At 38.4% G+C, this 24293-nt stretch carries 22 protein-coding genes, 2 pseudogenes and 1 other annotated feature; of the genes and pseudogenes, 3 read left to right on the forward strand and 21 right to left on the reverse strand.

The window, feature by feature from the left end; all coding sequences use genetic code 11:
- Positions 1 to 77 precede the first annotated feature (77 nt).
- The 5 genes from B5D30_RS06290 to B5D30_RS06310 all read right to left on the reverse strand — a co-directional run bounded on the left by B5D30_RS06290 (position 78) and on the right by B5D30_RS06310 (position 5315).
- Complete coding sequence (locus B5D30_RS06290) at positions 78 to 605, reverse strand: 5' nucleotidase, NT5C type (RefSeq protein WP_078807202.1); 528 nt, start codon at positions 603 to 605, stop codon at positions 78 to 80.
- Positions 606 to 715: 110 nt separating this feature from the next.
- Positions 716 to 2272, reverse strand: coding sequence for a coiled-coil domain-containing protein (locus B5D30_RS06295; protein ID WP_078807203.1), 1557 nt, complete (start codon positions 2270 to 2272; stop codon positions 716 to 718).
- Between the two features lie 405 nt (positions 2273 to 2677).
- Complete coding sequence (locus B5D30_RS06300; protein ID WP_078807204.1) at positions 2678 to 3136, reverse strand: hypothetical protein; 459 nt, start codon at positions 3134 to 3136, stop codon at positions 2678 to 2680.
- Between the two features lie 325 nt (positions 3137 to 3461).
- Positions 3462 to 3695, reverse strand: coding sequence for a hypothetical protein (locus B5D30_RS06305; RefSeq protein ID WP_078807205.1), 234 nt, complete (start codon positions 3693 to 3695; stop codon positions 3462 to 3464).
- Between the two features lie 39 nt (positions 3696 to 3734).
- Positions 3735 to 5315: a peptide chain release factor 3 gene (locus B5D30_RS06310; protein WP_078807206.1), complete on the reverse strand. Its 1581-nt coding sequence runs from the start codon at positions 5313 to 5315 to the stop codon at positions 3735 to 3737.
- Positions 5316 to 5578: 263 nt separating this feature from the next.
- Between B5D30_RS06310 and B5D30_RS06315 the strand changes: the two genes are divergently transcribed.
- Positions 5579 to 7507 carry an NAD(P)/FAD-dependent oxidoreductase gene (locus B5D30_RS06315; RefSeq protein ID WP_078807207.1) on the forward strand — a complete coding sequence of 643 codons (1929 nt, stop codon included), beginning with the start codon at positions 5579 to 5581 and terminating at the stop codon, positions 7505 to 7507.
- 48 nt (positions 7508 to 7555) lie between these two features.
- Here the strand turns inward: B5D30_RS06315 and recO are convergent, their stop codons facing one another.
- From recO to clpP, 6 genes are all read right to left on the reverse strand, one after another.
- Positions 7556 to 8305 carry a DNA repair protein RecO gene (gene recO, locus B5D30_RS06320; protein ID WP_078807208.1) on the reverse strand — a complete coding sequence of 250 codons (750 nt, stop codon included), beginning with the start codon at positions 8303 to 8305 and terminating at the stop codon, positions 7556 to 7558.
- Between the two features lie 77 nt (positions 8306 to 8382).
- Entirely contained in the window at positions 8383 to 9285 is a 903-nt protein-coding gene (era, locus tag B5D30_RS06325; RefSeq protein WP_078807226.1) for a GTPase Era, read from the reverse strand.
- Between the two features lie 199 nt (positions 9286 to 9484).
- A complete protein-coding gene (locus B5D30_RS06330; RefSeq protein WP_234984633.1) occupies positions 9485 to 9889 on the reverse strand; it encodes a diacylglycerol kinase family protein in 405 nt (134 codons plus the stop codon).
- Positions 9870 to 10355, reverse strand: a complete 486-nt coding sequence (gene ybeY, locus B5D30_RS06335) for an rRNA maturation RNase YbeY (protein WP_078807209.1) — start codon at positions 10353 to 10355, stop codon at positions 9870 to 9872. The genes B5D30_RS06330 and ybeY overlap by 20 nt, the downstream gene beginning before the upstream one ends.
- A 23-nt stretch (positions 10356 to 10378) precedes the next feature.
- A complete protein-coding gene (locus tag B5D30_RS06340) occupies positions 10379 to 11353 on the reverse strand; it encodes a PhoH family protein (RefSeq protein ID WP_078807210.1) in 975 nt (324 codons plus the stop codon).
- 231 nt (positions 11354 to 11584) lie between these two features.
- Complete coding sequence (clpP, locus tag B5D30_RS06345; protein WP_078807211.1) at positions 11585 to 12178, reverse strand: ATP-dependent Clp endopeptidase proteolytic subunit ClpP; 594 nt, start codon at positions 12176 to 12178, stop codon at positions 11585 to 11587.
- A 222-nt stretch (positions 12179 to 12400) separates the two neighbouring features.
- On the opposite strand from clpP, the gene B5D30_RS06350 reads away from it, so the two are divergent.
- Positions 12401 to 12667, forward strand: coding sequence for a YiaA/YiaB family inner membrane protein (locus B5D30_RS06350; protein WP_078807212.1), 267 nt, complete (start codon positions 12401 to 12403; stop codon positions 12665 to 12667).
- A gap of 157 nt (positions 12668 to 12824) precedes the next feature.
- Positions 12825 to 13364 carry a hypothetical protein gene (locus tag B5D30_RS06355; RefSeq protein WP_078807213.1) on the forward strand — a complete coding sequence of 180 codons (540 nt, stop codon included), beginning with the start codon at positions 12825 to 12827 and terminating at the stop codon, positions 13362 to 13364.
- A gap of 88 nt (positions 13365 to 13452) precedes the next feature.
- On the opposite strand, the pseudogene B5D30_RS14450 reads toward B5D30_RS06355, so the two are convergent.
- From B5D30_RS14450 to B5D30_RS06400, 10 genes and pseudogenes are all read right to left on the reverse strand, one after another.
- A pseudogene (locus B5D30_RS14450) lies at positions 13453 to 13527 on the reverse strand (SEC-C metal-binding domain-containing protein); the annotation flags it as partial.
- Positions 13528 to 13601: 74 nt separating this feature from the next.
- Positions 13602 to 15999, reverse strand: a pseudogene (gene secA, locus B5D30_RS06360) (preprotein translocase subunit SecA); the annotation flags it as partial.
- 204 nt (positions 16000 to 16203) lie between these two features.
- On the reverse strand, positions 16204 to 17421 hold the full coding sequence (locus B5D30_RS06365) for a CCA tRNA nucleotidyltransferase (protein WP_078807228.1): 1218 nt from the start codon (positions 17419 to 17421) through the stop codon (positions 16204 to 16206).
- Between the two features lie 10 nt (positions 17422 to 17431).
- The gene (locus B5D30_RS06370; RefSeq protein ID WP_078807215.1) at positions 17432 to 17803 is read right to left on the reverse strand and encodes a nucleotide pyrophosphohydrolase; all 372 of its coding nucleotides are present in this window, start codon (positions 17801 to 17803) and stop codon (positions 17432 to 17434) included.
- 31 nt (positions 17804 to 17834) lie between these two features.
- Entirely contained in the window at positions 17835 to 18722 is an 888-nt protein-coding gene (locus tag B5D30_RS06375) for a YitT family protein (protein ID WP_078807216.1), read from the reverse strand.
- A gap of 336 nt (positions 18723 to 19058) precedes the next feature.
- Positions 19059 to 19910 carry a DegV family protein gene (locus B5D30_RS06380; RefSeq protein WP_078807217.1) on the reverse strand — a complete coding sequence of 284 codons (852 nt, stop codon included), beginning with the start codon at positions 19908 to 19910 and terminating at the stop codon, positions 19059 to 19061.
- Positions 19911 to 20048: 138 nt separating this feature from the next.
- Positions 20049 to 21314: an LCP family protein gene (locus B5D30_RS06385; RefSeq protein WP_078807218.1), complete on the reverse strand. Its 1266-nt coding sequence runs from the start codon at positions 21312 to 21314 to the stop codon at positions 20049 to 20051.
- A gap of 141 nt (positions 21315 to 21455) precedes the next feature.
- Complete coding sequence (gene serS / locus B5D30_RS06390) at positions 21456 to 22733, reverse strand: serine--tRNA ligase (protein WP_078807219.1); 1278 nt, start codon at positions 22731 to 22733, stop codon at positions 21456 to 21458.
- A gap of 89 nt (positions 22734 to 22822) precedes the next feature.
- Positions 22823 to 23022, reverse strand: a binding site (T-box leader).
- Between the two features lie 33 nt (positions 23023 to 23055).
- Positions 23056 to 23244 (reverse strand): hypothetical protein, encoded by a 189-nt coding sequence (locus B5D30_RS06395; RefSeq protein WP_078807220.1) that lies wholly within the window; start codon positions 23242 to 23244, stop codon positions 23056 to 23058.
- A gap of 73 nt (positions 23245 to 23317) precedes the next feature.
- Positions 23318 to 23995, reverse strand: a complete 678-nt coding sequence (locus B5D30_RS06400) for a Bax inhibitor-1/YccA family protein (protein WP_078807221.1) — start codon at positions 23993 to 23995, stop codon at positions 23318 to 23320.
- Positions 23996 to 24293: the final 298 nt, after the last annotated feature.

The raw sequence follows: 24293 nt of genomic DNA on the forward strand, positions 1-24293 counted from the left end.
TTACAAACCGTCAACATAGTTTATTGAATATAAAATAATTTTATAGTTCTACTTATCTTTAAACCATTGTAAATAAATTATTCCAACCTTAAAATCTCCCTTTCCACCTCCAGCCAATCCGCACATCTCATTTCATAGTTAATTTCTGCATTATGCGGGGAAGAAAATAAAATGCCCACGCCTTTAAATCCGTCAAAATTTCTTACATGGTCGTCAATTAATACATCTAGGTCTAACAAGTATTTGCTTGCGGTAAATACTACTCTATCTTTTGAAATAACGGGGAAATATTTTTCCAACCAGCTCAATTTGTCCACCATACTATTTGGAAACATGATTGCCGAGCTGACAATGAAAAGTTCATGTCGTTCGCTCAATCTTTCGACTACTTCTTGCGAATGTGGTAATGGTGGAAATCTCAAAAAGTGTCCCGGAAAATTGCGTGCCATTCGCATTGCTTTTGATTTTTCTGGATATTTATGGTCAACATATTGATTCCCTAGTGTTTCCTTTGTTAACTGTTCATCAAACAACTGATTGTGCAATTGAATATCACACAGAAAAAAATCAGCTAAAACTTCGTCCATATCAATACCTATTTTCATTTCTTCACCTCTGTTATTTGTGCTTTGTGTATGTACTTCTCTAAAAAAGTTTTTTAAGGGTACCTCTAAAAACTCACGCTGAAACGAAGTTTTCAGAGATACCTTTCAAATTAAGATTCCACTTCCGTTTCTTCCCTCTTCACACCATTCCCCATTAGCCCACTAATCAAAACAGACAGCGAACTTTCCTTTTTCTTGCCTACGCTTGAAATGTACATATCGTGGACAATTTCATCTGGATTTGGGTTATAAGTAATTCTGACAGATTCGGGTGGTGTTTCATATGACTTGTATTTTTTCATCGCTTTCCAATACGTTGGGTGGTCAACTCCTTGAATGAAAAGATAGGTGTAATCGTATTTCTCGGAAAATAGCGTTGAAATTACTTGCGTTGGATGTTTTTTGGAATCTAAAACTTTTGTTTTGATGCCGTAATTTGACAATTGTATCACATAACTTGACATATTGTGCCATGAAATCAATGCTACTTTCTTTCCTTGAAGCACTTTTCTCAGTTTTCGCTTGTTTTCTAATTCCTCTTGAGAAATTTGTTTCACGATTTCTTTTTTCCGCTTGCGAGGGGCTGGTTTAGCAGGTAAAATTTCTTCGATTTTCTCTAGTTTTTCAAGTTTTTTCAACAATTTCACTTGATGTGAGTAGCGTTGAATACTCGCTAAAAATTCGTCCTTATCTTGCAACGGCTCAAACCCATTCAAATCTTGCAACAAATAGCATTGTTCCTCAACAACAAGATACACATACTCCCCACGAACAAGAATTTCCCCTCTTACTTCTTCCCAAATATCAACTTTTGGCGAAGTTTCAAACATTTGATTGTAGCGTTCTACCAATTTTGGCAATAGAGAAAAACGCTCCGTATTTTTCGGTGAAAGCAAGGTCAACAACCATGAAATCAAGACACTTGGAGCAAGTTCTTTTAAATTAAACCACTCGCCATTTCTATATTCTTGCAGTTTACTAATGTGTCGTTCTCTTTCACTTTCCAATTTGTGAACTTTTTCCTCTAACGCACTATATTTCGCAAGTGAAGTCTCTACACTATTTTTCTGCAAATCTTCCATTTTTTCTTGAATTTGCTTACTCTCATGCTGCATAGACTCCTTTATTTGCAGGGTTTCATGCTCTAATCTCTGAGTTTTGGTTAAAATCGACGCACTATCTCTCTCCCATTTCAGAGATTGCTTGCTCAACAATTCATTTCCTTTCGCCACAAAGCGATTGAGCGACTTATTCGTCTCCTCTTGAATTACCTTAGAAAGAAAATATTTCATCTGCTCTTCCGTTTTTCTGTCTAACTCAAACGAAAGGTCTTGAGTAATCCTCTCCGTCTCCATACGTTTATTTAGTTCCTTTTCCTCTTCCAACTGTTGCTCTAATCGTTCAATTTTTTCTTGTGACTCCCTAAGTTGCTCTTGAAACTCTCGTACTAGTGTATTTTTTTCTTGATAAATTTCTTCTTTTTCTTGTTTCAGTTTTCGAATAATCTCATCTTTTTTCTCTAATCCTTTGATAAGGAGGGAATCATTTTCTTGGCTATTCCCCTTACTCTCTTCTTTCTGTTTCTGACGTTTCTTCATTTTCTCTAGCAATGTAGCTTTAGCATTTATACTTTGCTCCTTGCTTTTTTTGTAATCCTTATCAAACATAGGCTTCTCCTTTCTTTTTTTACAGCTATGAGAGGTTGAAATCTGGCGGTTGTTCATAGTTTCACCAACTTCAAAACGCACTTCTTCGCTTTTTTTGTCTAGCTACGTGGGGCAGAAGTCTGGTGGCTGTTCACAGTGTCGCTCGAAACTTCGTTTTGATGCTAGTCTTTCAAGAATCTTTGATTCTTAGAAAGACTGTATGCGAAACGAAGTGTAGCAGTATATGAACGACACGGTTCACTGCCACAGACTTCTAACCACCCCGCTCGCTTTTCTTGGTCTGTTCACGTTTACAATAATAACAATATACAATTTTTCATTATTTTTCAACTTTTTATTCTATAAAATTTGAATAACGCAAAAAAAAGCCTAAAACAGAATGAACTCTGTCTTAGGCTTTGAATTTTATTGTTGATTGGTATTGCTTTGCACATTGTAGCGATAGATTGGTGGCACCCAACCGTCATTGTCTGTCCCGTCAGGATTGACTACGTGTAAAATTTGTGCCTCATCAATTTTTTGTTGATTCATCGCCACTTCTTTCGCCTCTACACGTCCACGAGCTTTGACAAAAACAAGTTTTGTTTCCTTGTTCGTTTTCCAGTCTGCCCTCATGCTATCTGCTACTTTTGTTGACGGTGCGTAATAAACCTCAAAAGTATAAATATCCGAAACTCCATTACCACTTCCATTCTCTTTCAACAACTTGCGTACTTCTTTTAGTTCACGACTTTGTGTTGCCTGCGTTGAGTAACTTTGCTGTAAAGCAAGAAAACTCACAATCAACGTAGCCACTAAAAGAATAAGGCTAATAATTGATAAAAATTTCATTGTCTTTTGTTGTTTTTCATTTGAATGTTCCATTTTAGGTAAGCTCCTTTTTTCTAGCTACATGGCGCTGAAGTCTGGCAACTGTTCTCAACCGCACTGGAAACTACGTTTCCAGCAAGTAAATGCTATGGTTCACTGTTGCAGACTTCAAAACGCACCATTTCGCTTTTATTTTTTCTCAATTCAATTTGTCTATTCACTTTTAAGGAGACCTATAACAAGCCTCATCAAACAGCTTACTAAAAAAAGGTGTTTTTTTCAAATAATTAGGATTTTCGACTTTTTGAGGATAAGGGGACCTCTAAAAACTCACGCTTATCCAAAATTGCTAGTTTTCCGATTTTCTTCGTCATCCTCCTCAACCTTGTCTAGCTACGAGGGTCAGGAGTTTGGTCGCTGTTCGCAACAGCACTGGAAACTTCGTTTCCAGTAAATAAATGCTGTGACTCACTACGACAAACTCCTGTTCGCCCCTCTTCGCATTTCTATGAACCACATAGTTTTCGTCGGTTTCCTCGAAGATCAAAAAACTATCTAATTTTGACTTAAACGGAGTTTTTAGAGGTCCCCATAATGTTTTTTTTAAACTCATACTTCCTCAAAATTGCTGATTTTGACCGATACGGAATTTTTACAGCAAACTTTCCAACTCAACATTTGGATATTTGTCTGCAAACCAACGCATTGCAAATTCATTTTCAAATAAGAACAATGGATTGCCAAAACGGTCTCGTGCCAAAATGTTTCTGGAGCTACTCATGCGTTCATCAAAATCTTCTTCTTTGAACCAGCGTGCAATTTTATTCCCCATAGGTGTCATGACTACTTCTGCGTTATACTCGTTCAACATTCTATATTGAAACACTTCAAATTGAAGTTGACCGACAGCACCGATAATGTAATCTCCTGTTTGAACAGTTGTGTAGAGCTGAATTGCTCCTTCTTGCACAAGTTGCTCAATTCCCTTATGGAAAGACTTCTGTTTCATCACATTTTTTGCTGTCACTTTCATGAAAAGCTCTGGGGTAAAGGTTGGCAACTCTTCATAGGCAACTTTCAACTTCCCTTCGGTAATCGTGTCGCCCACTTGGTAGTTTCCTGTATCATATACCCCGATAATATCACCTGCAACCGCAGTTTCAACATTTTCACGAGCGTCTGCCATAAATTGTGTAACATTTGACAATTTCACTTTTTTGCCCGTTCTTTGCAACGTCACGTCCATTCCACGTGTGAATGTACCGCTGGAAATACGGACAAATGCAATTCTATCACGATGTGCTGGGTTCATATTCGCTTGAATTTTAAAGACAAAGCCAGAAAATTCTTCGACAAATGGACTTATTTCTTCCCCTTCAATCGTTTTATGTGCATGAGGTTCTGGTGCAAATTGCAAAAAGGTGGAAAGAAATGTTTCAACACCAAAATTTGTCAGTGCCGAACCAAAGAATACAGGCGTTAAATCACCATTTTGAATACGTTCTTCATCGAAAACATTTCCCGCCTCTACTAGCAATTCAACATCTTCTTGTGCTTGCGTATAAACAGCATTTTGAAAAAGTTTGTGCGTTTTTGGAATATCGCCTGTCTCATCAAGCGGAATAAAACGCTCACCCTCATAGTTTTCTGGACGATAAAGTTCCACTCGCTTGTGAAATACATCGTATAACCCTTCCAAACCTTTCCCCATACCAATGGGCCAATTCATCGGATAACTCTCGATTCCTAGCACTTCTTCTAATTCGCTCAACAAATCCAGTGGCTCACGACCGTCTCGGTCAAGTTTATTCATAAACGTGAAAACTGGAATCCCTCTATCTTTTACGACTTTGAAAAGTTTTTTCGTCTGTGCCTCAATCCCTTTTGCCGTATCAATCACCATGACTGCTGCATCTACTGCCATTAGCGTGCGGTAAGTATCTTCTGAGAAATCCTCATGCCCGGGCGTATCCAAAATATTGACACGTTTTCCCGCATAATCAAACTGCATGACAGAACTGGTAACCGAAATTCCACGCTGTTTCTCAATTTCCATCCAGTCAGATTTGGCGAAATTTCCCGTTTTTTTCCCTTTTACACTTCCAGCTTGACGAATTGCACCACCAAACAGCAAAAGTTGCTCTGTAATCGTCGTTTTCCCAGCGTCAGGGTGGGAGATAATCGCAAATGTCCGTCTTTTTTCTACTTCTTCTCTCAAATGTGAATTGCTCATTATATAACTTACCTTTCAATCTTACTAAACTAAATAAAAATCACTCTGTGTTAGTATAACATGAAAGAATGATTTTGGTAGAGTTTTTTGTAGTCGTAATTCAAAACTTTAAAGCCTCTAATTTTACATCTACTAAAAAAAACTTTATAATTAATTAGTTGGAGTTTGTCAAGTTTCGTTTGTGAAAAAAAGTGAAACTTAACCTTTTTGGATAGTCGTAAAACTCTTAGAAATTATTAATTTATTATTTGGAGGGAATTTAGATGTCAAAACAACGCATCGTTGTCGTCGGTGCTGGTTTTGCAGGATTGAGTGCAACACGTTTGCTTTCTAGCAAATTAAAGCAAAATGCTGAAATTACACTCATTGACAAGCATAGCTATCACACCATGATGACACAACTTCACGAAGTCGCAGCAGGACGTGTGGAGGAAGAGGCTGGTCAATATGATTTGCAAAAACTACTTGGACGTAGAAAAAATGTTCAATTAGTAACAGATACCGTTACTAATGTTGACAAAGAAAACAAAGTGGTCGTAACGGAAAATGGTCGTTATGAATATGATTTTGTACTTCTTGCATTAGGTGGAGAGCCAAATGATTTTGGGGTGCCGGGTGTTGCCGAGCATGGTTTCACACTTTGGAGCATGGAGGATGCCTTGCGTATTCGTCGCCACTTGGAAGTGATCATTGAAAAAGCTGTGATTGAGCATGACGAGGAAAAACGCCGTGCCATGTTGACCTTTGCAGTGGCAGGTTCTGGTTTTACTGGAATTGAAATGCTTGGCGAATTAATCGACTGGAAAGAGATTATGGCGAAAAAATATCATATCGACCCAAGTGAAATTACACTTGCCGTTGTCGAGATGATGCCTACTATCTTAAACACTCTTCCACGACCTGACGCAGATAAAGCACTTCGTTTCCTTCATAAAAAAGGTGTTAAAGTGCTTACCAATCATGCGATTACAGAAGTGGCAGAAAATCACATTAAAGTAAAAGACGGAGCAGATATTCCTACCTATACACTTATCTGGACAACAGGTGTGCAAGGAAATACACAGGCAAAAGCCTATGGTTTGAAAGAAACGGAACGTGGCAATCGTTTGGTGGCAAACGAATATATGGAAGCTGTTGGTTTCGAGGGGAAAGGTGTTTATGTAGCTGGAGATATTTCTGGTGTACTAGACGAACAAGGTCGCCCGCAACCGCAAATCGTTGAGGCTGCTGAACAAACAGGGCATACTGCGGCAAGCAATATCATTGCTGAAATCAACGGTGGCGAAAAACATAAATTTGTCGGAAAATACCAAGGAACACTTGTTTCCATTGGCTCAAAATGGGGTGTTGCTTATCTGATGAACTTCCTACACCTTTCAGGTTTTTGGGCAATGTTGATGAAACATTTGGTTTACATGCTCTATTGTTTCCAAATCAGAAGTGGTTATTATCTCTTCCAGTATTTGAAAAATGAATTTTTCCATACAACAAATATGCGTAACATGGGGTATGGACATCTAAGTCGTATGGGAAATGTGCTTTGGAGCGTACCACTTCGTATTTTCTATGGTCTTACTTGGCTTGTTGAGGCAAGTCATAAAATCGTTGGCGAGGGAGATTTCCTTAAACCTTATACTTGGTTTGGCAAAGGTTCTTGGTTTACCAATGATGTGCATTTCACATTCCCTTGGTTGCAAGAAAATGTAACAACAGGAGCAAGCGAAGCGGCAAGTGATGCAGTGAGTGCGGCAAGCGGAGCAGCAGCAAGTGGTGCAGGAGAGGCAGCAAAATCTGTTTTCGGACTCAGTTATTCTTATGGAAACGAACCAATGGCAGTTTTTGACTCTGTACCAAAATTCTTAGAGCCGGTCATGAAATTTATGATTCCTAACAAAGAAACAGCTCTACTTATGCAAAAAGTCATGAGTTTTGTCGAAGTAGCAATTGCTCTTGCATTAATTCTTGGACTGTTCACCTTTATCGCAAGTGGTGCTACTGCTGGTTTAACGGTTATGTTCTGCCTTAGCGGAATGTTCTACTGGACAAATATCTGGTTTGTCTTTGTAGCAATCGCCCTCATGAACGGAAGTGGTCGTGCGTTTGGTCTTGACCGTTACGTGCAACCTTGGATTCAAAAACATCTTTCAAAATGGTGGTATGGAGTGTCAAGGCCGTTGTATAAAAAGAATTGATAATCAATAAAACACCGAAAGAGTTTTTCGCTCTTTCGGTGTTTTTCACTAAAACCGCCATTTTACCATTTCATCTAAAAATTTCTTACTTTTTAAATTCAGTCCGACATATTCTTGGTACAACTCATCAATTACTTTACGCAATTCTGCTTTTGTTTCGGGTTTTACGGTGATATTTCTTATTCTTGGGTAGGAAATGGCTGAAAACATTCTGATTAAGTGTGTAGCTTTTGGGCTTGCGTGGAGTCGTCTTGGGTCTTTGGCAAAATGTTTTTCGCATAAAATACCGTGATTGACCGTTGAGATGTCAAATTTTCCGTTCGTTTCTCCGCAAAAAACGCATGAATGAAAATTCACTTTCACTCCAAACCATTGCAATACTTGCACCTCGAAAATGTTGGTAATAATCTCCTCGTCGTTTCCATTATCAAGCATGGTCAACGCCTCCATACATAGCTGAAAAAGAGATTCATCTGCTATTCTGTCCTCAATTGCCGCATCAACGAGATTTAAAATATACGTCGCATATGCTGAGATGAAAATATCTTGCTGAACGGTTTGAAACGCATGAATTTCTTTGGCAGCATTTAAAAATGATAAGCCGTCCGACTTAAAATTTCCTAAAAAAATCGCTTTGGTAAATGGCTGAATGGCAGCCTTTAACGGATGATTGGTCTTATGCACACCACGAGCGTAACACATGATTTTACCATTTTCTTTTGTGAAAAGTTTTACCATTTTATCTTGCTCTTTATGATTTTTTGTCCAAAGAATAATCCCTTCTTTTTCAGACTGCACATTCTCACCTCGCTATTCTAAGCAAAAACCGAACAGAAATTCTGTTCAGTTTGATTGTTTTACACTTTAGGATACCTCTAATAATCATCCTTTTTGTATCCATAATCTTGCAAATAAATTTGCTTGTCTCGCCAATCTTTTTGCACTTTGACCCAAAGTTCTAAATAAACTTTTTCACCAAGCATTAACTCAATGTCACGTCTTGCCATGGAACCAATTTTTTTCAGCATACTGCCACCTTTACCGATAATAATCCCTTTTTGGCTATCACGTTCGATGACAATCGTTGCTTGAATGTGAATTTTACCAAATTCGTCCTCACGTTTCATTTGGTCAACTACAACCGCAACAGCGTGTGGTACTTCTTCACGTGTGAGTTTTAGCACTTTTTCACGCACCATTTCAGAGACGATAAAACGCTCTGGGTGATCCGTCACCGCGTCTTCCGGGAAATATTGAGGGCCCTCTGGCAGTTGAGCAATCAACGTTTCCATTAGGTGTTCTACGTTATTGCCCTCAGTTGCCGAAATCGGAATAATTTCCTTAAATTCCATTTGGCTAGAAAAATCCTCGATAAATGTAAGCAATTCATCTGGATGTACTTTGTCAATTTTGTTAACAATCAAATAAACGGGGGAATTTACTTTTTTGAGACGTTCAAGTATCATGTCGTCTCCCTTGCCACGCTTTTGATCGGCAGGAACCATGAACAGCACTGCATCTACTTCACCAAGTGCTGAATAAGCTGCCTGCACCATAAAATCACCAAGTGCCGTTCTAGGCTTGTGAATCCCCGGAGTATCAATGAACACAATCTGGCTGTTTTCGCCTGTCACTACTCCTTGAATTTTATTCCGTGTCGTTTGAGCTTTATCGCTCATAATCGCAATTTTCTGCCCCACAACACGATTGAGAAACGTTGATTTCCCAACATTTGGACGACCAATAATCGCCACAAAACCTGATTTAAATTCTGTCAAAATATTTTCTCCTTCTTTGAAACTCATAATTTATAATTCTCTAAAGGGCACCTCTAAAAACTCGCACTTATCCCAAATTGCTAGTTTTCCGTTTTTCTTCGTCAATCTCCTCAACCTATGAACCACATAGCTTTCGTCGATTTCCTCGAAAAACAAAAAACTATCTAATTTGGTATTAAGCGGAGTTTTTAGAGGTGTCCTAAATAAATTTCCCAATGAACTGCAAGATTTTCGGCAGGAATAAAATCATTCCGACAATGCCTGCAAAAATACTTGTCATTAAAACTGCCCCTGCTGCCATATCTTTGGCAATTTTTGCAAGCGGATGAAAATGATAATCTACCGCCAAATCAACAATGTTTTCAGCTACGGTGTTCCACGTTTCCATTACGATAACGAGGAAAATCACAAGCAAAAGCCAAAGCCACTCGTAGCGATTGAGCTGAAGAAGAAACCCTAACAGAATCGCTGCAATACCACTTGCCACGTGCTTACGCATATTGCGTTCCTCTTTGAAAACCGTCTTAATGCCTGTATAGGCAAATTCAAAAGAGGAGATGAAATCACGATTTTTAAATCCTTTTTTATTCCCGTTTGAGTCCATAGCTATCCAAGATTTCCTTTTGCAAGCCAAACATTTCTTTTTCATCTTCTGGCGTCATATGATCATAGCCATTGATATGCAAAAATCCATGTACTGCAAGGAAACCTAATTCCCTTTCATAAGAATGTCCATACTCCTGTGCCTGTTGGCTTGCTCGTTCAATCGAAATCATAATATCGCCTAAATCTCTTGCCTCATCTGGCAATTCGTCTAAATCATCAAGAAAAACCTCAAAATCATCTGTGGCGTCTTCTTCAATTGCAAAACTAATCACATCTGTGGGCATATCTTTTCCACGATATTCTCGGTTAATCGTTTGAATGGCTGCATTATCCATAAACGTTACGCTCATCATTGTGTCTTTCGGCAATTTCAAATAGTCGGCTGCATAATCAAGCAACTTCTTCGTTTGTTCGATTTGTTCCTCGGTTACTTTATTTGTTTCATCAATTATTGTAAGATCCATTGTTCTTCCTCGGTAAATTATCGTTATTTATTGACATTAGAATGTTTCACACTATCCTTTTCATACGCTCGCAAAATCTCCGCGACAACTGGGTGTCGCACGACATCTGTTGTGTCAAAATCAACAAAAGAAATGCGTGAGATGCCTTTGAGCGTGCGTTCTGCATGAATCAAACCGCTCATTGCTCCTCTTGGCAAATCAATTTGCGAGACATCTCCGTTGACGATCATTTTGGAGTTGTACCCTAGACGTGTCAAAAACATTTTCATCTGCATGACCGTTGTATTTTGTGCCTCATCTAAAATAACAAACGCATCTTCAAGCGTTCTGCCACGCATATAAGCAAGGGGTGCTATCTCAATCACACCACGCTCCATTAAGCGATTCGTATGCTCTACGCCAAAAATCTGATAAAGAGCGTCATAGACAGGACGAAGATAAGGGTCAACTTTTTCCTTTAAATCTCCCGGCAAAAAACCTAGACTTTCGCCCGCCTCCACCGCTGGACGTGTAAGAATAATTCGTTTGACTTCACCACGCTTGAGTGCAGAAATCGCCAAAACAACCGCTAAAAATGTCTTTCCCGTACCAGCAGGGCCAATCCCAAAAGCAACGTCATTTTTCTTAATCGCCTCCACATAACGTTTTTGCCCGAGCGTTTTGATACGAATCGGTTTCCCGTGCTGATCTTTGATAATTTCTTCTTCATACATTGCAATAAATTGCTCTAACGTATGATTTTTCGCCATTTTCAAAGCACTTACAACATCAGGTGTCGAAATTTTGATTCCACGCCGAATCAACACTTGAAGTGTATCTAAAACCTGTCTAGCACACTCGGCATTCTCCTCCTCACCCAAAATCTGCACATTTTCTCCACGTGCATGAATGACAAGGGATAATTGTTCTTCTAAAAGTTTAATATGTTTATCTTGATTGCCAAATAATAATGCTGTATCTTCCGTTATATTCATTAAAATGGAATGTTTTTCCGTCAAGTATCTATTCCCTCTTTCCTTAATCAGACTCTATTAAAAATATTATAACACATTCTTGAGGTTGTTTCTGATTTTCCAAATTCTTTGAGGGTTTCTTAGAAAATAGTTTAGTTTTTTTATTAGGGTATCTCTATATGGTCACCTCTAAAAACTAGCTAATTTAGTCTTAAGCGGAGTTTTTAGAGGTGACCATATAAAAAAAGTTGGGACGGTTAATCCCAACATCAATTTTTATTTCAAACTTGAGGCATTTTCCATAACTTCATCAATCAAACCATATTCTTTCGCCTCTTGAGCAGTCATATAATTGTCACGATCTGTATCTTTTTCAATCGTTGCCAAATCTTGCCCTGTGCGTTCTGAGAGAATGGTGTTCAAACGTTCACGAGTTTTTTTGATATGATCTGCTGCAATCAAAATTTCTGTCGCTTGACCTTGAGCACCACCAAGCGGTTGGTGAATCATGATTTCAGCATTTGGCAAAGCAAATCGTTTGCCTTTCTCTCCTGCTGTTGCAAGGAAACTTCCCATTGACGCCGCCATACCAAGCACGATTGTCTGCACATCCGATTTGATAAAATTCATCGTATCATAAATTGCAAGACCTGCCGACACACTTCCGCCTGGTGAATTAATGTAAAGATAAATATCTTTTTCACTATCTTGAGCATCTAAGAACAAAAGTTGAGCAATCACAGAATTTGCCACATTGTCATCAATAGGACCTGTCAACATAATAATGCGGTCTTTCAACAAACGAGAATAAATATCATACGCACGCTCTCCACGACTTGATTGTTCAATCACTGTTGGAACTAAGTTCATAATAAATTCCTCCAAAAATAAAATTTTTGCTACTTATAAATTTTACCTTTTATAGATAAAAGATTCAAACTATATACATTTTTATATTTAGGATAAATCGTTTTTAACGGGTATTTTATAGAAATCCCTTGACTTTTTTATTCCATTTTTATATAAAAGAAATAAGAAGTCTTTGACTTCAAAACTTGAATTGCATCAATTCAAAGAAAGAAAGGAAAAAATATGAAAAAAAAGGTATTTCGCAACACTAGCTCTTTTGTTTTTCTAGCTTGGGCATCATTCTCATTGTTTGTTGCTCTTATGCTTATCGGACTTTATACGCTAAAAGAACCGTTAATGGTGAAAGGCTACTATTTAATGGGAACTGTTGGTATTATCTCTTCTTCTTTTACTGTTTCAAAAGTCATTCGTGACAATCAAGAAGATGAAGAAAAGTTTGAACGAATGGCACGTGTTGAAAAAGAACACACAATGCTAGACGAACTGTAAATCTCATAAAAAGGCTGGGTGAAAGGTTTCTCCAGTCTTTTTATCTGAAGAAATCAATTGAGTTTACTATTTTACTTTGTAACTTTCTACATTTGCGATATAATGGTAAGGGTATCCATAAAAAACTATATCCTTATTTGAATTGGAGGAAGAAAAAATGAATTTATCCGTATTACTTTCTGGTTTTTTTGGTGTGGTAATCGGTTGTTTGACCACAGGGTTTGGTTTTCTGCTTGCAAGAAGATATGACAGGCAGGTGAAACATCGTCAAAGAGAGCTTGAACATCGTGTAAAAGAAATTGACACGCTGAATTTGCTGAATAAAAAAATTAGTCAAATTTTGCAAAAACGGACATTGCTCATGCCTGATTATGTTAGCTTTGACGTGTTCGATGATGTTCATGTTTCAATTGATGATTATGCGTACTTAGAAAGTTTTACCGCACAGAATTTATTTTATTTGCCAAACTATGTTATGGAAGAATTTTTCAAAAATATTTCGCACCGTCGCATCATTCTCTCGCCTGAGGAAACCGTTCAAATCGGTGGTTACACCTTTAAAAATGGTCGTGTGATTATGGAGCAACTATCAGATGAACTCCAAACGATGATGAATGAGAAAAAAGCACAACTGAAAAAAATTAGTGCCTTGCCTATCCATATTTTGCGTGACGAAGAATACGAATTTTATAATTAATCCCTTATGCTAGTGTGATATTTTATTGCACTAGCATTTTTTGTCAAAAAAGACAAAGGATAAACGAGCTATCCTTTGTCTTACATTTTTACAAATTACGTCCATGACAATTTTTGAATTTCTTTCCACTTCCGCAAGGACAAGGATCATTTCTTCCTACATTTGCGTATGGATTGTCACGATTCGTGATCGGTTTACGTTTTTGGTCAGCACTTACAACTCCTTCACCTTTTTCAAGTTCAGGGTGTTGTGCCTCACCTGAGGCTACTTGCTCACGCTGTACGTTTTGGTGAATTTGAGCTTTCATGAATAGACGTGTTACTTCGTACTCCATTGCACCAATCATGTCCTCAAACATTTTGTACCCTTCTGTTTGATATTCGACAAGCGGGTTGTTTTGACCATACGCACGCAAGCCAACAGACTGACGAAGTTGATCCATTTCATCAATGTGATCTGTCCATTTGTTATCCACTACACGAAGAATCACGACTTTTTGGAACTCAAGCACTTGTGCTTCAGATTGAAGGTGGCTCACTTGTTGTTCGTAAACAGCGACCGCTCTTTCATAAAGGAAAGTTTTGATTTCTTCTGCACTCTTGCCTTCAAGGTCACTTACACGAACATCTCCTTCATGCACGACAACTGTATCAGCAAAGTTGACAATTCCTTGAAGTTCCCAGTTTGCCTTGTCATCATCTTGTGTATGCGTATCTACCACACGTGAAATCGTGCGTTCCACCATCGCCAAGATAACCTCACGCAAATCTTTTTCACCTGTAATCACTTCATAACGTTGCCCGTAGATAACTTCACGCTGTTCACGCAACACATCATCATATTGCAAGACATTTTTACGTGTATCGTAGTTGTTTCCTTCTACACGTTTTTGTGCAGATTCTACTTGACGTGTCAACATTTTCGATTGGATAACTGTTTCATCTTCTTCAAGTTTCATCATGTCAAGCATTTTCTTGATACGCTCACTACCAAAGCGACGCATTAAGTCATCTTCAAGTGAAAGATAGAATTGAGAAACTCCAGGGTCTCCTTGACGACCTGAACGTCCACGCAACTGATTGTCAATACGACGTGATTCATGACGTTCCGTACCAATTACCGCAAGTCCACCAAGTTCTTTCACACCAATACCAAGTTTAATATCCGTACCACGACCAGCCATATTGGTCGCAATTGTTACCGCACCTTTTTGCCCTGCATTCATGATAATGTCTGCTTCTTTAAAGTGGTTTTTCGCATTCAACACTTCATGCGGTACACCTTCTCTTGCAAGCATTTGGCTAAGCATTTCACTCGTTTCAACAGCAACAGTACCAACAAGAATTGGCTGTCCTTCACGATGACGGTTTTTAATATCTTCGACTACTGCGTTAAATTTAGAACGCAACGTAGGATAAAGCAAGTCTGCATGGTCAATACGCATAATCGGACGGTTTGTTGGAATCGGTGTAACCTGCATATTATAAATTTCACGAAATTCTTCTTCTTCGGTTTTCGCCGTCCCTGTCATCCCTGCCAATTTTTTATACATACGGAAGTAGTTCTGGAAAGTAATGGTCGCCATTGTCTTAGATTCATCTTCGATTTCAACGCCTTCTTTTGCCTCAATCGCTTGGTGCAATCCATCAGAGTAACGACGTCCATCCATGATACGACCTGTAAATTGGTCTACAATCATGACTTTTCCTTCTTGTACCACATAATCCTTGTCAAGCTCCATAATGAAGTTTGCACGAAGTGATTGGTCTAAGTGGTGTGTCAAAGCTGTATTTTCCAAGTCATACAAGTTTTCCAAACGGAAATGTTCTTCTGCCTTGTCAATTCCGCTTTCTGTCAAACCAATTGTTTTCGATTGAATGTCAATGGTATAATCTTCATCACGCAAACCTTTGACAAATGTATCTACACGTGTATACATTGCTGTTGATTGTTCCGCCTGACCAGAGATAATCAATGGTGTACGTGCCTCATCGACTAAAATCGAGTCTACTTCATCGACTAAAGCAAAGTTGAGCGGACGTTGTACCATTTGATTTTGGTAAACCACCATGTTGTCACGCAAATAGTCAAATCCAAGTTCATTATTCGTAGAATATGTGATGTCACACGCATACGCTGCACGTTTTTCTTCTGGTGTTTTTGAGGCAATATTGAGTCCTACTGTCAAACCAAGCCAGTTGTATAATTCACCCATTTCACTGGCATCACGTGTTGCCAAGTATTCATTGACCGTTACAACGTGTACCCCTTTACCTTCTAAAGCGTTGAGATAAACTGGCATTGTCGCAGTTAAGGTTTTCCCTTCACCTGTACGCATTTCTGGAATATCTCCGTCATGCAAAACAATGCCCCCCATGATTTGCACGTGGTATGGGTACAAGCCAAGCACACGTTTTGCCGCCTCACGAACGACCGCAAATGCCTCAGGTAACAATTCATCTAGCGTTGCACCATTTTGCAAACGATTTTTCAATTCTGGTGTTTTTGCCTGTAATTCTTCATCTGTTAAATTTTCCATTGTCTGAGCAAAAGCCTCTACCTTTGCAGCAGTTTTGTCAAGACGACGAAGCTCACGCTTGTCATTCTCAATCATTTTACGAACAATATTCGTCATTTTTTCTTTCCTTTCAAAACTTTATTCTATTTTTTATTTCATTCTTATGTGGAGAATATCGAGTCTATTCAACCAAAAATTATTCTACTCCTTGTTTGGCTGAATACTACCAGTTCAACATTAACATCTACTGATTGTTAACTTGAATAGTAAAATAAACTACGCAACTTCTATTATAGCAAAAACAACGAGAAAATTGTATTCTTAGCTTAGAAACTCCAATTTTTTCTGCGAAAAATTAAGTAATTCTTGTTTTTTGTTGTCAATTTCCCCTAAAAGAACATTCTTTTCAAGTTCATCTAATAATTTGCCTAGCCATTTTCCTTGTCGCATTTCCGTTAACTGAAGTAAATCAGCACCTGTCACTGCCAAATCTGCCTTAGAATGAATGGGAAGTTGCTTGTGCATTTCTCTACTTTTTGCCACGTCATACGGAAGGGAGAAAAATCCTAGAAGTTCTTCAACAAAAGAAGCCTCCTCCTCACTCAAAGAATAAAGCGTTAATGCCGACCATTCTTGATTTTTTCTATGTCGCAAACCTTGCAAAATATTGCTTGTCTCTTTTATCACTTGATTACTTTCTTTCCATTTCTTCAAGAAACGTCTGACCTCATCCGATTCTTTTTCTAGCATAAAGAGCAACAATGCCCACATCTGCCCCTCACTTTGAAGAGAGTTTTCTTCTAATGTCAAAAATTGTTCAAGAGCCTCTCGTGAACTTTCAGACAATGCTGGAACGTATAAAAAAGCATTTGTTTCAAGAAAATAACGTAACCCTCGTTTCCAATGTTTACTCATCATCATTTTGACAAACTCCGCTAAAATACGTTCTACCGATATTTTCTCTAACAGAAAAACATTTTCCTCAATCGCCAAAAGCGTTTCTTTTTCAATTTCAAAGTCAAGCTGACTTGCAAAACGAAAGGCTCGCATCATTCGCAAAGCATCCTCGTGAAATCTTTCTTTTGGCACTCCGACTGCACGTATCACTCTATTTTCCAAATCTTTCTCGCCCTCAAAGTTATCCACTAACTCACCAGTTTGCTCCAATGCAAGAGCGTTGATCGTGAAATCTCTCCGTCTCAAATCTTCTTCAAGCGTGCGAACAAACGTTACCTCATCTGGTCTGCGATAGTCTTGATAAGTACCTTCTGTACGAAAAGTGGTGATTTCATAATTTTCCTCCTCGCACAAAACCAGCACTGTACCATGTTCAATGCCGACATCTATCGTTTTTGGAAAAATTTGCTTGATTTCCTCTGGATACGCACTTGTAGCAATATCTACATCGTGAATTTCCACACCAAGCAGTGCATCACGCACACTTCCACCAACAAAATACGCTAAAAAACCTGCATTTTCTATTTTTTTGATCACAGGCAATGCCCGCATAAATTCTTTGGGAATTTGTTTGAATTTCATTCGTTCACCTTCATTCATTTTCAAAAGCTGAGGTTTCCTCATCTACACGCTCAAAGCGATAAGTATCCCTTTTGTAAAATTTTTCCATATTTTTCTCAAAAGTATCGGTCAAATCAATGTTTAGCGAATTTGCCAAAAGCATGACCACCACGAGAACATCTCCTAATTCCTCTGAGATACTTCCATTTGGTTCGTTTTCTTTCTTTTGTTTTTCACCATAAACGTGCATAACTTCACGAGAAAGTTCACCTACTTCTTCGCTCATGCGTACCATTTGACTCATCGGCGGAAAATAACCCTTTTTAAATTGGGCGATATAATCATCTAACTCGACTTGCATTTCTTTAAGTGTTTTTTCTTGAAAATTACTGAAATCTTTCATCTGTCTCTCCTTGAAATCTTTAAGAATACCTCTAAGATTTTTTTAAATTTAGCAAGGATTTCTTCCGCCTTTCGTAAGTAAAGCCTTCGCCAATCGCCTCATGAACATTAATAACCGAGATAAATGCACGATCATCAAATTCTTCTAGTATCATCCGTTTCACTTCCATAATTTCTCGTGGGCTAAGGACGATATAAATAATCTTCTTCTCCTCACCAGAAAAAGCACCCTCACCATCTAAAAATGTCACACCACGATCTAAAAGTTTCATGACTTCCTCTGCAATTTTCTCACTTTCCTGCGAAATAATCAACATTCCACGCACTGTGTAACCACCACTTGTTATCCCTTCAACCACACGAGAAAAGACAAAACTAGCAATTAGCGTATACATCATGTGTTGAATGTCTATATAAATAAGCGAACTTGTCAATACAAATATATCAAAAATAAAGAGTGAACGCCCCATCCCCATGCCGATATGCTTTTCCACAATTCGTGCAACAATATCTGCACCTCCAGTCGTGCCACCAACACGATAGACCAATCCACTTCCCACACCAGCAGCAAGCCCTGCGAGGAGACTGGCAATAAGCATATCATGCTCAACATTTAACTCTAAGGGGATTTTTTGCCAAATCCACAAAAAAATCGACAGCGAAACCGTTCCAGTTACAGTGTACCAAAAACTCCGTTTTCCCAAAATTTTCCCACCAAGCAAAATCAAGGGGATATTGAGGATAAGCGAGGAATACGCAGGATTAATATGAAAAACTGCACGCAAAATCAGCGTAATCCCAGTCAATCCACCCTCCGCCAAATGATTAGCGATATTCAAATACACTAAACCGAATGCGTAAATCGCTGTTCCTATTACCATTATCAAAATATCTGTGGGATAATGCCGTTTGTCTTCCATTATTGACCTCCTTTGGTTAACTGTGAGGGGCAGAAGTCTGGTGGCTGTTCACAGTGCCGCTCGAAACTAAAGTTTCGATGCTAGTCTTTCAAGAATCTTTGATTCTTAGAAAGACTGTATGCGAAACGAAGTGTAGCAGTATATGAACGGCACGGTTCACTGCCACAGACTTCTAACCGCCCCTCTTCGCTTTTCTTTTAATAAAAAAGCGGACTGGTTGTCCGCTCGGGTTTGGCAATTCATTTTAGAGTTTTTTATACTCTTGCCTAATCGCTGAGGCTTTTTTATCGTTCTCTTTTTGCCTTACCGTAATCCCATTTCCCAAAAATAATACTACTATTTTTGTGTTACAATCCCAAAACCTATTGCTTTATCTCCCAAATGTGTGCCAATAACAGGTCCAAATGTCGCAATTCCAATCTCTTGATTGGGAAGTTTTTCAAGTAAATTTTCACGAATTTCTTTAGCTCTTGTTAAATTATTAGAATGAATGATGTCAATATATACTTGTGAACCAAATTCTTCGTGTTTTTCTTCTACTAATTCTTCTATCCGACTAAATGCTTTTGTTGAAGTTCTCACTTTTTCAGAAAGTTCAATTTGCCCATCTTCAAAAGTTAAAATCGGTTTGATTTTTAGTAGACCTCCGATAATCGCTACACCATTGTGCAAGCGACCGCCACGCACTAAATAATCCAAATCGTCTACAATCATATATGCTTTCGTGTGCTTACGCATTCGCTCAAGCTTGTTTAGGATTTCTTCGACTGTTTTATTTTCCTGCGACATTTTCACTGCTACATCTACCATGTGCCCCATTGGGGTAGAGGTAATTTTCGAGTCAAACAAATGAATATCCAAATTTTCTACCACATCAGAAATCGTCGCTACATTTCGCAAAAATCCCGAAATTCCACTAGATAAATGAATAGCAATAATTTTTTCAAACCCTTTTGCCTGAATTTCTTGATACAACTCAATCACTTCACCTAAAGACGGTTGACTTGTCGTTGGAAATGAGCTAGAAGTCTTGATACGTTCAAAAAATTCCGCCTCATTAATTTCTACACCCTCGCTATATGCTTCTCCGTCCAAAACAACAGGGATTGGTAAAACAAATAGATTGCCTTGGTTTTTCGTTTCCTCAGACAGCACTGCTGTACTATCTGTTACGATTGCAATTTTCATGCTACACCTCCGTTTATACTATTTCTACTCCAAAATATTTTAGAGCGGAAACAGTATTAGAAATTCCATTTTAACATAGTTTTTGAATAAAAAACAGAGAGATTGGAAAATCTCCCTGCAAGCTTAACAAATGAACACTTAATTATTCAAAAATTCCTGTATTCTTGCCTTTGTTCCTTCCATGTCCACAATTTCTAGTGCCTGTCCGCCGTAAATATCATATGCTGAAACATAGGTATCCTTGATTGGTATAGACATTTTGTCCACACCTTTTTCTTTTCCAGTGATAATATTCCACATTGCACTTGTCATAAATGTATTCGGCACATCCGTTGAAGTATAGCCAATTACTTGCCCTAATGCGTACGGAGCGTTGAACAATAATGCAGGATTTTTAACTTGTTGCATAATTGCCGTCAACACTTGTTGTTGACGTTTGACACGACCAAAATCATTTTCATCGTCATGTCGGAAACGAGCATAGTTCAATAGCGTTCTACCGTCCATTTTTTGTTTGCCAACATGAATGGTCTGTTGCGGTGTCGGTTGCCCTTCTTTTTTATTCAAATCGTCTGGCACCTCTACACTCGTCACGCTCTGACCGTCAACAGTGGCAAATTGAGCATCTATTTCTACTCCACTCGGGAAAAGACCGTCAATTACTTTGGCAAATGAATTGAAATTCACCATTGCATAATATTTACAGTCAATGCCAAAATTTGCTTTGAGCGTTTGTCGCATAAGCTCCGCCCCTTGATTTTCGTTTTGCTCACCAATCGTAAACGCATTGTTTATCTTCTGATCGCTTCCCACATCTGGAATCATCACTAATGTATCACGCATAAATGAAATCAATTTCGGTCTTTTACTTGGTCCGTCAAGCTGTAAAACCATAATTGAGTCACTTCTTGCCTCGCCACTATTTTGATAATCACGCTGATCTGTTCCAAGTATGAGAATATTATTCGCTCCGTTACTACTTACAACACCAGCAAAATTCTCCGTTGGCGGTTTTTCACCTTTCATTGCTTGATTAATTCCAAGCACAAATCGCCCAACGATAATAACAACAATGAGTAGTAAAATCAATAAAATCCAACGGAAAATATGACGTTTCTTTTTGCCGTTTTTCTTATATTTTTTCGCCTGCTTTTTCTGCCTTTTTTGCTCTTTCAAAGACAACTTAGGTTGTGGTGGAAGTTGTTGATACCCTTGATATTCTTGATATTCTTGATATTCTTGATATTCTTCATACATCGGTTGATTTGAATTTTGATAAAATTCCTCTTCACGCACTTTCGGTGTTCTTTCTCGGCGGAAATGATTCTTTTTCTTCTTTTCCACCTCGACATTTCCTTTTTTTATATCATTACGCAATCCTTTATAACGTTCCATTCGACTCATTTGCTCTCCTCCTTAGTACCCTTATAGGTTACACAAATAAAATGAAAAAAGCAAAATAAATCTAGAATTTTAGGATTTTTTAAGAATTACACTTTGCTAAAAAGCCCTAGGGAAAAAAATTCACCCTAGAGCCTTATAATACTACTTCACTTTTTCAATTTTTGTTACACCATTCATATACGGTACTAACACCTCTGGAATAGTAACACTTCCGTCTGCGTTTTGATAATTCTCCAAAATCGCTGCAACTGTACGACCGACTGCAAGTCCACTACCGTTCAACGTATGAGCGAGTTGAACTTTCCCTTCCTCATCACGATAACGGATTTTTGCACGTCTTGCTTGGAAATCGCCAGTATTTGAGCAACTTGAAATTTCACGATATGTGTTTTGTGCAGGAATCCAAACTTCAAGATCATATGTTTTCGTTGCACTAAAGCCCATATCTCCCGTGCAAAGTACGATCACACGATAAGCAAGACCGAGTTTTTGCAAAATATTTTCGGCATTGACCACCATTTTTTCTAACTCATCAAAGCTAGTCTCCTTATCGGCAAATTTCACCATTTCCACTTTGTTAAACTGGTGCAAACGAATCAACCCACGAGTATCACGTCCTGCACTTCCAGCCTCACTTCTAAAACTTGGAGAAAGAGCGGTAAAGTAGATTGGCAAATCTTTTTTATCCAAAATTTCATTAGCATAATAGTTTGTAAGTGGTACTTCAGCTGTTGGAATTAGCGTTAAATTCCCATTGTCAATCTGGAAAACGTCCTCCTTGAACTTTGGAAATTGCCCTGTTCCAAACATTGCTGTATCATTCACCAAATACGGCGGAATAATCTCCGTATACCCCTCACTTGCGTGTTCATCCAACATGAAATTATAAATTGCACGCTCAAGTCTTGCACCAAGTCCTTTATAGTAAAGGAATCTTGCACCACTCACCTTGGCACCACGATCAAAATCTAAAATGCCAAGTTCCTCACCAATTTCCCAATGTGGTTTTGGCTCAAAATCAAAACTCGGCGAGATGCCTCCACGACGAATTTCCACATTGTCCTCCTCATCTGCACCAACAGGCACATCCTCAGCTGGTAAATTCGGCAAACGTGTAATAATTTCATCAATTTCACTGTCAATTTCAGCCAAATGAGCGTCTAGTTCTTTGATTTTCGCTGATGTTTTTTGCATTTCAGCAATTTGCTCACTAGCATCTTCTTTTTTACGTTTTAATTGTGAAATTTCTTCTGACACAGTATTTCTTGTCTGTTTTAACTCCTCCACTTCAACCAAGTGACTTCTGCGTTTCACATCTAATTCTTGTAAATGTTCTAATACGCTACTTTCTACACCACGAGATGCCAATTTTTTTGCCACTTCATCAATTTCTGTACGAATCATTTTAATATCTAACATAATAATCCTCCTTTATTTTTTGCCCACTATTCCTTACAGATACGGACATTTCTAAAAACTAACGATAAAAAAACGCACTCCACCCAGTAGATTGGGACGAAGTGCGTTCCGCGTTGCCACCCAAAGTTCAATGAGAATCCTCATTGCTCTTAACGCAATATAAAGGTTGCGAACCAAAGTTTTCAATTTAGGGTATCATTAGAAAGTGGATTCCACACTTGCTCACATGACCTTACACCAAACGGTCACTCTCTTTAGAGAACATAGAATGTACTAGCTTTCTTTTTTGTCTAGCTGCGAGAGGCTGAAGCCTGGCAACTGCTCACAATGTCGCTCGAAACTTCGTTTCGAGTAAATAAACGACATGGTTCGCTGCTGCAGACTTCAAAACACCTCTCTTCGCTTTTCTTTGTCTAGCTATGAGGGGCTGAAGTTTGGCAACTGTTCGCAACAGCACTGGAAACTGCGTTTCCAGCAAGTAAATGCTGTGGCTCACTGTTGCAAACTTCAAAACACCCCTCTCCGCTTTTCTTTTTAGTTTAAGTTTTCTTTTTGGTTACGTCAAGTGAAACCTCGTTGTAAAGTTAATCTCTGCTCAAGAAACCAAAAATGCGTAAAATGCTCAAGAAAAGGTTAATGAAATCAAGATACAGGCTTAATCCCATAGAAATTGCCCAGCCGTCAGATACTAAACCATTGTTTTGCTCATAAATAGATTTAATACGTTGATTATCATAAGCGATAAGTCCTGAGAAAATCACAACACTTGCAAGCGATAAAAGTAACCCCATCACACCATTTGGGAAGAAGATACCAATAATCCCTGCAACAATTACACCCCAAAGAGCTGCAAACATTGCTTGTCCCATACCTGTCAAATCTTTACTTGTTCTCACACCTATAACTGCCATTCCTGCAAAAAGTGCGGCAGCGGTAATAAATGCTTGTGCAACAATTGTTCCTTGATAAAAAGCAAGTGAATAGCTAATCACAAACCCATTGACTGCTGAGAAAAGTAAAAATCCCGGAAGAGCAAAAGCGGTATTTTTCATCGCCGAACGAGAAAGTGCCATGACTAAAATCATTTCCACTAGCCAGATAGCAATGAGCGGTCCACCGCCTAAATTCATCAGATTTTCTGGGAAAAAGGCAATCGTCATATATGCCACAATCGCACTAATACCTACTCCCATCGCCATTACTGAATAAATACGTCCAAAGAATTTTTGAAGCGTCCATGCTTGTGTGACTTCATTCATCATATAATCCCCCTTTATTTTAATTGGTAAAATTCTATACATTACTATTTTATCATAAAAGTAGAATAGTGACAGTAGTTCGTGCTAAAAATTTAAAGGAATTTACGTTTTACTTTTTCCTCAAAAAATCACAGTAAAATGCTTGCAAAGAAAAATCAAGAATGATATATTCATATAGTAATGGTATCGCTATTTTACACTAATCAGAGTGAAGAATTTTGTGAGTGGCATTTGCAAAACGAAGTTTTGTGCGAACTTGTTCGCTATTTTCGCAAAGCGAAAACAAATGCCAACGAACAAC

Source organism: Pilibacter termitis (assembly GCF_900167335.1).
GTDB lineage: Bacteria > Bacillota > Bacilli > Lactobacillales > Streptococcaceae > Pilibacter > Pilibacter termitis.